16 protein-coding genes are annotated in these 8734 nt (G+C 64.5%); 8 read left to right on the top strand and 8 right to left on the bottom strand.

The window, feature by feature from the left end:
* The 5 genes from ACWELQ_RS29245 to ACWELQ_RS29225 all read right to left on the bottom strand — a co-directional run.
* The coding region (locus tag ACWELQ_RS29245; RefSeq protein WP_452400252.1) for a hypothetical protein at nucleotides 1–496 on the bottom strand (496 nt) is incomplete at its 3' end.
* A 77-nt stretch (nucleotides 497–573) separates the two neighbouring features.
* A complete protein-coding gene (locus tag ACWELQ_RS29240; protein WP_452400251.1) occupies nucleotides 574–1062 on the bottom strand; it encodes a hypothetical protein in 489 nt (162 codons plus the stop codon).
* 13 nt (nucleotides 1063–1075) lie between these two features.
* A complete protein-coding gene (locus ACWELQ_RS29235; protein WP_452400250.1) occupies nucleotides 1076–2323 on the bottom strand; it encodes a DUF6973 domain-containing protein in 1248 nt (415 codons plus the stop codon).
* Nucleotides 2320–2634, bottom strand: a complete 315-nt coding sequence (locus ACWELQ_RS29230) for a hypothetical protein (protein ID WP_452400249.1) — start codon at nucleotides 2632–2634, stop codon at nucleotides 2320–2322. The genes ACWELQ_RS29235 and ACWELQ_RS29230 overlap by 4 nt, the downstream gene beginning before the upstream one ends.
* Before the next feature lie 2 nt (nucleotides 2635–2636).
* A complete protein-coding gene (locus ACWELQ_RS29225; RefSeq protein ID WP_452400248.1) occupies nucleotides 2637–2990 on the bottom strand; it encodes a YbaB/EbfC family nucleoid-associated protein in 354 nt (117 codons plus the stop codon).
* A gap of 192 nt (nucleotides 2991–3182) precedes the next feature.
* Here ACWELQ_RS29225 and ACWELQ_RS29220 point away from each other — a divergent pair, with 192 nt between their 5' ends.
* Both ACWELQ_RS29220 and ACWELQ_RS29215 read left to right on the top strand, forming a co-directional pair.
* Nucleotides 3183–3758: an LppU/SCO3897 family protein gene (locus ACWELQ_RS29220; RefSeq protein ID WP_452400247.1), complete on the top strand. Its 576-nt coding sequence runs from the start codon at nucleotides 3183–3185 to the stop codon at nucleotides 3756–3758.
* Nucleotides 3759–3839: 81 nt separating this feature from the next.
* The gene (locus tag ACWELQ_RS29215; RefSeq protein WP_452400246.1) at nucleotides 3840–4619 is read left to right on the top strand and encodes an LppU/SCO3897 family protein; all 780 of its coding nucleotides are present in this window, start codon (nucleotides 3840–3842) and stop codon (nucleotides 4617–4619) included.
* 18 nt (nucleotides 4620–4637) lie between these two features.
* On the opposite strand, the gene ACWELQ_RS29210 is transcribed toward ACWELQ_RS29215, so the two are convergent.
* The 3 genes from ACWELQ_RS29210 to ACWELQ_RS29200 are packed head-to-tail and all read right to left on the bottom strand — an operon-like array spanning nucleotide 4638 to nucleotide 5887.
* A complete protein-coding gene (locus tag ACWELQ_RS29210; RefSeq protein ID WP_452400245.1) occupies nucleotides 4638–5057 on the bottom strand; it encodes a type II toxin-antitoxin system VapC family toxin in 420 nt (139 codons plus the stop codon).
* Nucleotides 5050–5304 carry a type II toxin-antitoxin system Phd/YefM family antitoxin gene (locus ACWELQ_RS29205; RefSeq protein WP_452400244.1) on the bottom strand — a complete coding sequence of 85 codons (255 nt, stop codon included), beginning with the start codon at nucleotides 5302–5304 and terminating at the stop codon, nucleotides 5050–5052. Before ACWELQ_RS29205 ends, ACWELQ_RS29210 begins: the two co-directional genes overlap by 8 nt.
* Before the next feature lie 43 nt (nucleotides 5305–5347).
* Nucleotides 5348–5887 carry a hypothetical protein gene (locus ACWELQ_RS29200; RefSeq protein WP_452400243.1) on the bottom strand — a complete coding sequence of 180 codons (540 nt, stop codon included), beginning with the start codon at nucleotides 5885–5887 and terminating at the stop codon, nucleotides 5348–5350.
* Between the two features lie 305 nt (nucleotides 5888–6192).
* Here ACWELQ_RS29200 and rpsH point away from each other — a divergent pair, with 305 nt between their 5' ends.
* The 6 genes from rpsH to rplO form a co-directional block, all read left to right on the top strand.
* On the top strand, nucleotides 6193–6591 hold the full coding sequence (gene rpsH, locus ACWELQ_RS29195) for a 30S ribosomal protein S8 (protein ID WP_033087354.1): 399 nt from the start codon (nucleotides 6193–6195) through the stop codon (nucleotides 6589–6591).
* A 14-nt stretch (nucleotides 6592–6605) separates the two neighbouring features.
* Entirely contained in the window at nucleotides 6606–7145 is a 540-nt protein-coding gene (gene rplF / locus ACWELQ_RS29190; protein ID WP_452400242.1) for a 50S ribosomal protein L6, read from the top strand.
* Between the two features lie 3 nt (nucleotides 7146–7148).
* On the top strand, nucleotides 7149–7556 hold the full coding sequence (gene rplR, locus ACWELQ_RS29185; protein WP_452400241.1) for a 50S ribosomal protein L18: 408 nt from the start codon (nucleotides 7149–7151) through the stop codon (nucleotides 7554–7556).
* Nucleotides 7557–7587: 31 nt separating this feature from the next.
* The gene (gene rpsE, locus ACWELQ_RS29180) at nucleotides 7588–8238 is read left to right on the top strand and encodes a 30S ribosomal protein S5 (RefSeq protein WP_379353893.1); all 651 of its coding nucleotides are present in this window, start codon (nucleotides 7588–7590) and stop codon (nucleotides 8236–8238) included.
* Between the two features lies 1 nt (nucleotide 8239).
* Nucleotides 8240–8425 (top strand): 50S ribosomal protein L30, encoded by a 186-nt coding sequence (gene rpmD / locus ACWELQ_RS29175; protein ID WP_452400240.1) that lies wholly within the window; start codon nucleotides 8240–8242, stop codon nucleotides 8423–8425.
* Nucleotides 8422–8734, top strand: a 313-nt coding sequence (gene rplO, locus ACWELQ_RS29170; RefSeq protein WP_452400239.1) for a 50S ribosomal protein L15, incomplete at its 3' end; no start/stop codon positions are given. The genes rpmD and rplO, both read left to right, overlap by 4 nt.

The following is an 8734-nucleotide window of genomic DNA, read 5'->3' as shown; positions in this document are numbered from 1 at the left end:
CGAAGGTGTCGCCCGAGGCTTCGAGCAGCACGGTTTGCTTACCGAGTTCCAGTCCCGGGTGGGCGGCCAGGCCGTAGGGGGTCGACGGGCCGCTGGGGCGGAGCAATGCCATTGTGCTGCTGGGAGTTTCGTGAGTGCGGTCGCGCACCCAGTGCGCGTCGAGGTAGCGCTTCAGATCGGCGGGATCAGCGAATTCGGTGAACCAGGTCGACACCTCTCCGTCGTCGACGCAGGTCAGCTGGCGGACCGGTACCGGATCACGGGGCTGAACCAGGATGCTGCCCACCGTCGTGCAACGCGCATTCGCGAAGCCTTTCTCGTCGGGCCGCAACGGCGTCACCGGATAGAAGTTCACCGCGAGATTCCAGTAGTCGCCCCACGACGGGGGCGCTGCCACCGGCCTTCGGTGCAGGTCGCGCTGGGATTTCCAGTAGAGACCGGCGGCCACGACGAGGCCGATGACGACCGTCAGCACCAGCGCCAGGGACGTGAGCACAACGACGACCTCGCGGGATGGCCTCTGGGGCGGTCGCGGCATCTGGGGAGGCGGCGGCCAGTGCCCCGCAGGCGCGGTCATGCGGGGACGAGTTGCGAATAGCTGATGACCAACTGGGACTGCGGGGTCAGTGAGACGCCGCGCATCAACTTGATCGGCATGGAATCTCCGAACCAACGGACCTTCTGGACCGGGACGTGATCTCTGAAGAAGAGATAGAAACCCTCCGGGACCGGTTCCCTTGTCCCTGGGCGACCGTCCCAGCAGTAACCCGCTGTTTGAGTGAAGCCGTTCAGCTCAGCCTCGGGGGTGTTCGAGCGCACTTGCGCCATGAGATCCCAGTCATCGATCCATTCGGCCGCCCGAGTGACCTCTTGCAGTCGCACCGGCTGTTTGGCACGCATCGCACTCTGCATTTTTTCTTGAAGCGTGATGCTCGATCCGAGCGGTTCCTTCAATTCATTGAGATCGAACTTCCCTGCACAGGTCTTCCGCTCCGAATCATGCGAGACCAGTGAGCATGCGCCAACCGTCGATATGATGAGCGCGATCAAAGCAATCCGCATAGTTTTCATCAGATCAGAACTTTCCGTGAGGCAATGGAATGTCCGCTCCGGAGATGATGGCGGTACTTGTCACCGGGACATCGCTTTTCGACAGCTGGGGATCCGCGCCTTCTGTCGGCCTGGCGATGACCACCATCTCGCCACGATCGATGGACTCGACGATCTTCGCCTTCAGCTGGTCGGGGGTGGCGTCGGGGTTCTGGCTCGCGATTATGCGTCCCCGTTCATTGTTGTAAAGATCCATGGCCTCGCGAGCCGGTGGGTTGCCTGCGCTCTTCTCGTGCGCCGTCGCGTACTTGTTGGTCCAGTCCTCGCCGAATTCCTGGCTCATTCGCGCATTCCAATACGAATGGCGGAGCGCGTCCGCCTGGCCATCGGCGTGCGAATCGGAATTCTGCTGGATGTACTTGTTCGCGTCCGGATGGTCCGAGTCGCCGCCCAGGGCTTGCGCTTCATTCTTGATCTCGAAGAACTTGAGCGCGTCGGCCGGGTTTCCGCCGCGAAGAGGATTGACGAGCTCGTCCAGCGCGTCGGACTCCTCCTCGGTCATCTCGATGGGTTCCAGATCGGGCTGGTACAGGCGGAGAATGTTCAGGAGAGTGTTGTCGGGCCAGATCTTGGTGCCCTTCGACGCATCCGTCTGGTACTCCTTCAGAATTCGAGCCAGATCAGCGTCCGCGGGCATGGCGACCACCGCCAGTTTCACCGAGTCAGTGAGGGTTTCGAGGCAGCGCGCTACGGCTTGGGCAGCGAGTTTGTCGATCTCCTTGACGTCGTAGAGCGCCTGGGTGAGGTCACCGGTCAAGGACATCTGCGCCGCGGTCTTCAGGGCGACCGCGGCGGCACCGTAGGGTGAGGTGCCGGTCGCGGTCTGCCAATTGGACTTGCGGGAGTAGACGTCACCGGTCGCGTCCTTGTAGGCGAAATCCCACTTCGACTCCTCGACCTGCTTGACCACCGACCGCAGTGTGGCGATCTTGGCCTGGAATTCATGGTTCGCGTCGTCGATGGCCGTCGCCATGTTCTGGTAGGAATCAGCCGTTGTGTGGCCGTCGGTTTTGAACTTGGCGGATACGCCGCGCGCGGCTTCCCCGGCCTGGTCCCCGAAGTAATCTCCCGACTTCTGCACCTTGCCGTCGGCATCGGTGACCTGCTGGTCGAGGGTGGTGGATACCTGCTGAAGCTTTGCGGCAACGAGGCTGAGCGCCGACAGATCCCACGCCAGGACCTCGGAGATCTTGAGCTTGTCCTCGTCACTCATTTGATCGCCTTGAACCCGTCGGCATTGATCTCTTCCATCTTGTCGATCGCGTCGGCCGCGCTGTCGGTCACGTCGGCGAACTCGCGCAGTCGCTTGGCGTGCAAGGCCAGCACCCGATCCATCGCCTTCAGCGATTCCTCGGTGCGGGTCGCAAGGTCGCAGTGCGGCATTTTGTTTCGCGCCGATTCGCGATCGTTGATGGCGACGCCGGACCGGCCTTCCGGCCCGGCCTCCGCGAGCTTGGCGATGGCTCCTTCGGCGGTGCGCTGGTCGGTGGCGAGCTGCCGCATCTTCGCCGTATCGAATTCCACGGCTACACCCCGAACGTAATCCGAAGCGGCGCAGCCTCTTCCCACTCTGGCGGGTCGGCATTCGGGGTTGGTGCGGTCGTGGCGCGGCGAGCGTTCCGCTCGAGCTCCGCGTGCACCCGCCCGGCCTCGGCCTCGGCCCGCTGCCGCGCGGTGCGATGACACTGCACGATGACCTGCGCGAGCCTGTCGGCGTCGGCACTCATCGCATACGGCGAAATCCGCAGATCGGTGATCGCCCCGTACGCGTCGGACTCCACCACGACCAGCCCCTCCGACGCCTGCGCCCGCCCGCGAACCCGCAGAATCGCCTCATCCGCCTGCCTGACCTTCTCGGCCAACAGCTCGACGTCGTCCAACGGGACCCCCTCATCACCAGTTGCGCACGCCCACAGCTACTTGCGGACAAAACGGACATTACTGAAATTGGCAAGCCAACGGCAACTGCCTCTCCGACCGCTGCCGCCTCCGCCGAAGCCTTCTGGTTCTTCCGGAACCGCTGACCCGTAAAGTCCCCGAGGCACAGTAGAAAGCAAGATCGGGGGGTCCGGATGCGTTGGGCGGTAGCGGTTTCGGCGCTGCTGTTGGCGTTGTTCACCGGCGGGTGCGCGCTGGTCGGTGGGACGTCGCGGGAAGTGTCGACGGGGGATTGTCTGCGGAAGGGCGATGACGGACTCGTCAAAGCGTCGTGTTCGGCGTCGGGTGCGGGATTCGTGGTGCTCGGCCGGGTCGCCAGCGGCGGCACCGAGAACGGGTGCGTGAATGTCGCGGGCACGGAGTATGTGGAGACCGAGGACTCGGGGGCCTCGCTGTGCATCGGCGCCAAGGGTGCCGATGTCGCGCACGCCGTGAATGTCGCGAAGGTGGGCAGCTGTGTCGACGGCAACGGGGATGCGGGCAACGGGGAAGCGGTTGTGCATCAGGTGGATTGCGCCGACCCTGCGGCCGTCTATCGAGTCCTGGCTCGCCTCAGCTCGGATGGCAGTTCGCCGCAGGTGGCCTGCGCCAGGATTCCCGGCACCCAGGCCACCTACGGCTACGTCTTCCGGGCGGTCACGGGCGTCGACCTGACGCACTCTTTCGGCACCGGCATCGTCTTCTGCTTGGCCGCCAACAATCCGCGTTGAATTCGCTCGATTGGTTCGGAACTCGTTCACCGGCTAGCGTTTCGCCGGAAATGCCGGTTTCAAGTGGGGGAGGGTCTCGAAGTGCGCTGGGTAGTGGCGGTTTCGGCCTTGATGTTGGCTTTGTTCACGAGCGGATGCGGGCTGATCAACGGTTCTTCGGATGCGGTGTCGCACGGGGATTGCCTGAAGAAGTCCGGGGATGACGGGTTCGACAAGGTGTCGTGTTCCAGCGCGGAGGCCGGGTTCGTGGTGCTCGATCGGGCCGGGAGCGGGAACGCGCACGAGCGGTGTGTGGATGTGGCGGGAACGGAGTACGTCTACACCGACAGCGGCAAGGGGTCGATCTGCGTCGGTATCAAGGGCGCTGACCCCGCGCATGCCGCGAACGCGGCGCAGAAGGGCGACTGCCTCACCGACACCAAGGGCAACAATCCACTGAAGGCCGACTGCGGTGACGCGACCGCCGTCTACCGGGTGCTGGACCGCCTCGACACGACGGAGTTCATGCCCGACGCCGCGTGTAAGAAGGTCGCGGGCACCCAAACCACTTACAGCTACCTGCTGAAGGCCAAGAAGGGCATCGGCGCTTTCGGCACCGGCATCGTATTCTGCCTGATCGCAAAGGGTTCTGACCCGACCCTCACCATCGACAACGCCAAGATCGGCGACTGCCTCAAGAAATCCGGCGCCGAAGACGTCGAGATCACCCCCTGCTCCAGCCCCGACGCCGAATACAAAATCCTGAGCTCCCAACTCGACACCTCCCTGTGCGACCGAGTCTCCGGCTCCATAGCCACCTACTCCTACCAACAACCCGGCGAAATCATGCCCAAGGCCTTCTGCCTCGGCCGCGCGGGCTGATCTTCCGGGAGGGTGCGGTCACACGCCGACGACGGTAAGGAGCGGATCCAGCCCTTTGAAGTCATCGGCGTTCCGGGTGAACAGCGGCAGGTCGTTGGCCGAGGCGATGGCGGCGATCATCAAGTCCATCCTGCGGGGCTTCGGGCTACGGCCGGACGCGACAACGAGTTTCGTCATCGAGGTGAACCGTCGCGCGGCCGCGGTACAGAAGGGCAGCGCGTCGAAGCCGTGCTCGATGGCTAGTAGGCGCTCCGTTCGAAGGGCCAGCGCCTGCGGTGTCGACGCGAGCGCGATCCCCAAGCCGAGCTCCGCCAGGGTGATGGTGCTGATCCGTGGCCGTATGGGCAGCCTGTCTTCGTCGATGAGGTCGATGTCGATGAGGACGCAGGTGTCGAGCAGTCCTTCGGGGAACCGTTGCGCGAGTGCCGGTTCAGTCATCGAGTCGATCCTCGCCGAAGACGGCCTCGATCTCCGCTCGCTCCTCGGCGGCGGTACCGCTACGACCGATGCGGGCCAATAGCGCCTTCAGCTCCGTGGTCGTCATATCGCGTCGCGTGGATATCGGTCGTAGTTCACCGACCGGACGCCCATTGCGTGTGATGACGAAGTCTTCCCCGGCCTCCAGGGCGTCCATCACGCCGGCACTGCCATTGCGCAGCTCAGCCTGGGTGATCGTACGTGTCATGACTCAAATATAGCCATTGATGCTATGCGCTGCTATCGCCATCTCACGAGCAGGCGGTGAGGGCGGCGTCCTTGGCGGTGAAGTAGCGGTCTTGGGCGGGGTCGAAGTCGGCGTCGTTGCTGTTGCCGAGGCCGAGCTTGGTCATTTGGCCGCCGAAAGCCGTTGCGGCTTTGGAGTATTCGGTGAGGGCGGCGGCGAAGTCGGCGGGGGTGGGGTTTTTGGTGAGGGCGTCGGAGACCTCGGTGCCCGCGTTGTTGAGGGCGGTGGCGGCGTCGGTGATGGCGGTGCGGGCGGCGGTGAGGTCGTGCTCGTCGAGGCGCTGGTTGGCGGTGTGGATCTTGCCCGCGACATCGAGGGCGTCGGCGACGAAGACGCCGCAGACGGCGTTCTGGTGGGAGACCAGGGCGGCGGAGGTGGCGGCCGCGGCCGAACTGGAGGCGGCGGCGACCGAGGAACGGTAGGTGGTCACCTCGGCTTGATTGGCGACGGCCGTGCCGTCGACGGTGCTGGCGCAGGCCACGATGGTGAATCCGGCGGCCGTGGCGGCCAGTGCGGAGATCATTCCGGCGATTCGACGATTCACGCTTGCCCCTTTACCCGTAGCTCTCGCGGATGGCATCAGGCAGGAATGGTGAAAAGATCTTGTTCGCACGATACAGACCCCGGCGGCGTCCGCGGCACTGTGACCCGGACCTCGATTTGGTCGCTGATCAGGGGTTGTCTACACTAGACCGGTTGCCCGGGCACAGCTCTGTCTCGCTCCGGGCGCAAGCGCTAACTCCGGTCGGGCATTCCCGGCTGGAACCGCCCCGAATTGTCGTAGGCCCACGACCGCCGATCTCAGACGGTGCTGAATGGGAACCGCGGCGAGAAAGGTAACGGTCAAACATGACCATGACTGATCCGATCGCAGACTTCTTGACCCGTCTGCGCAACGCCAACTCGGCGTACCACGATCAGGTGAAGGCTCCGCACTCGAAGCTCAAGGTGAACATCGCCGAGATCCTCAAGCGCGAGGGCTACATCGCCGACTACCGTATCGAAGATGCGCAGGTCGGCAAGAACCTGATCGTCGACCTGAAGTACGGCCCCTCGCGTGAGCGCTCCCTGCAGGGCGTCCGCCGCGTGTCGAAGCCGGGCCTCCGGGTTTACGCGAAGTCCACCAACCTGCCCAAGGTGCTCGGCGGCCTCGGCGTGGCGATTATCTCCACGTCCTCCGGTCTGCTCACTGACCGTCAGGCCAAGCAGCAGGGCGTGGGCGGCGAAGTCCTCGCCTACGTCTGGTAAGGGAGGTAGGAACAATGTCGCGTATCGGTAAGAAGCCGATCCCGGTTCCCGCCGGCGTCGAGGTGACCATCGACGGCCAGAACGTGACGGTCAAGGGTTCCAAGGGCACCCTGTCCCACGTTGTCGCCGAGCCGATCACCGTCGCCAAGGCCGAATCCGGTGAGCTCGAGGTCGTTCGCCCGAACGACGAGCGTCAGAACCGCTCGCTGCACGGCCTGACTCGCACCCTGATCAGCAACATGATCGAGGGCGTGACCAAGGGCTACGAGAAGAAGATGGAAATCTTCGGCGTCGGTTACCGCGTGCAGGCCAAGGGCTCGAACCTCGAGTTCGCCCTGGGCTACAGCCACCCGGTTCCGATCGACGCGCCCGAGGGCATCACCTTCGCGGTGGAGTCCCCGACCAAGTTCTCGGTGTCGGGTATCGACAAGCAGAAGGTCGGCCAGATCGCCGCGGTGATCCACGGCCTGCGTAAGCCCGACCCGTACAAGGGCAAGGGCATCCGCTACGCCGGCGAGGTCGTTCGCCGCAAGGTCGGAAAGACGGGTAAGTAAGCCATGGCACAAACCGAAAAGCAGAAGGCCGCCCGCAAGCCGGTCGGTAAGGACGTCTCGACCACGCGTCGTCTGTCGAAGACGCGTCGTCACTTCCGTCTGCGCAAGAAGGTCGTCGGCACCACCGAGCGTCCGCGCCTGGTGGTCAACCGCTCCTCGCGCCACCTGCACGCCCAGCTGATCGACGACTCCGTCGGCAAGACCATTGCCGCCGCGTCGTCCATCGAGGCCGATGTGCGCGCGCTCGAGGGTGACAAGTCCGCCAAGGGCGCCAAGGTCGGCGAGCTCATCGCCGCCCGCGCCAAGGCTGCCGGCGTCGAGGCGGTCGTGTTCGACCGTGGTGGTCACGACTACCACGGCCGTATCGCGGCTCTCGCCGACGCCGCCCGTGAAGGTGGGCTGAAGTTCTGATGATCAACTCTGCGAACGAAGGGAACGTCTGATGCCGGGACGTCAGCGGCGTGACGGCGGAAACAACGGTCCCGCCGGACAGAACAACAACGGTGGTAACGACCGCGACCAGCGTGGTGGCGGCCGTGGCCGTCGCGACGACAACCGTCGCGACAATGCCGCCGAGAAGAACCAGCTCGAGCGCGTTGTCGCGATCAACCGCGTCTCCAAGGTCGTGAAGGGTGGTCGTCGCTTCAGCTTCACCGCCCTCGTGATCGTCGGTGACGGCAACGGTCTGGTCGGTGTCGGCTACGGCAAGGCCAAGGAAGTTCCCGCGGCCATCCAGAAGGGCGTCGAAGAGGCTCGCAAGAACTTCTTCCGCGTTCCGATGATCGGCTCCACGGTCACCCACCCGGTTCAGGGTGAGGCGGCTGCCGGTGTCGTCATGCTGCGTCCGGCTTCGCCCGGTACCGGTGTGATCGCCGGTGGCGCGTGCCGTGCCGTGCTCGAATGTGCCGGTATCCATGATGTTCTGGCGAAGTCGCTCGGTAGCGACAACGCCATCAACGTTGTGCATGCCACCGTTGCTGCCCTGAAGATGCTGCAGCGTCCCGAAGAGGTTGCCGCGCGCCGCGGTCTGCCGATCGAGGATGTGGCTCCGGCGGGCATGCTGCGTGCGCGTGCAGGACAGGGAGCGCACTGATATGGCTCAGCTGAAAGTGACCCAGATCAAGTCCAGCATCGGCGCCAAGTCGAATCAGCGGGATTCGCTGCGCACCCTCGGGCTGCGTGGCATCCGCCAGACCGTGCTGCGCGAGGACAATGCGCAGAACCGCGGCCTGATCAACGTCGTGCGCCACCTCGTTGTTGTTGAGGAGGTTTCCGCATGACCATCAAGATTCATCACCTGCGTCCGGCTCCGGGTGCCAAGACCGAGAAGACCCGTGTGGGTCGCGGTGAGGGCTCCAAGGGCAAGACCGCGGGCCGCGGTACCAAGGGTACGAAGGCTCGCAAGAACGTCCCGGTCCGCTTCGAGGGCGGTCAGATGCCGATTCACATGCGTCTGCCCAAGCTCAAGGGCTTCACCAACCCGTTCCGCACCGATGGCTCGCGCTACCTACCATGCATGAGCCCGCTGCGAGCGCCTTCGCGGCAACCCTCACGCCCTGCAGGAGAAGCACGTGCCGGATCCGTGGCCC

This window comes from Nocardia sp. NPDC004722 (assembly GCF_053601505.1).
The sequence above is the reverse complement of the archived record's forward strand: the minus strand, read 5'-3'. Positions and strand labels throughout refer to the sequence as shown.

Excerpts from the sequence above, each read along its gene's own strand:
- ACWELQ_RS29240 (WP_452400251.1), bottom strand. The coding sequence starts at position 1,062 with ATGCGGATTGCTTTGATCGCGCTCATCATATCGACGGTTGGCGCATGC.
- ACWELQ_RS29235 (WP_452400250.1), bottom strand. The coding sequence starts at position 2,323 with ATGAGTGACGAGGACAAGCTCAAGATCTCCGAGGTCCTGGCGTGGGAT.
- ACWELQ_RS29220 (WP_452400247.1), top strand. The coding sequence starts at position 3,183 with ATGCGTTGGGCGGTAGCGGTTTCGGCGCTGCTGTTGGCGTTGTTCACC.
- ACWELQ_RS29210 (WP_452400245.1), bottom strand. The coding sequence starts at position 5,057 with ATGACTGAACCGGCACTCGCGCAACGGTTCCCCGAAGGACTGCTCGAC.
- ACWELQ_RS29205 (WP_452400244.1), bottom strand. The coding sequence starts at position 5,304 with ATGACACGTACGATCACCCAGGCTGAGCTGCGCAATGGCAGTGCCGGC.
- rpsH (WP_033087354.1), top strand. The coding sequence starts at position 6,193 with ATGACCATGACTGATCCGATCGCAGACTTCTTGACCCGTCTGCGCAAC.
- rplF (WP_452400242.1), top strand. The coding sequence starts at position 6,606 with ATGTCGCGTATCGGTAAGAAGCCGATCCCGGTTCCCGCCGGCGTCGAG.
- rplR (WP_452400241.1), top strand. The coding sequence starts at position 7,149 with ATGGCACAAACCGAAAAGCAGAAGGCCGCCCGCAAGCCGGTCGGTAAG.
- rpsE (WP_379353893.1), top strand. The coding sequence starts at position 7,588 with ATGCCGGGACGTCAGCGGCGTGACGGCGGAAACAACGGTCCCGCCGGA.
- rpmD (WP_452400240.1), top strand. The coding sequence starts at position 8,240 with ATGGCTCAGCTGAAAGTGACCCAGATCAAGTCCAGCATCGGCGCCAAG.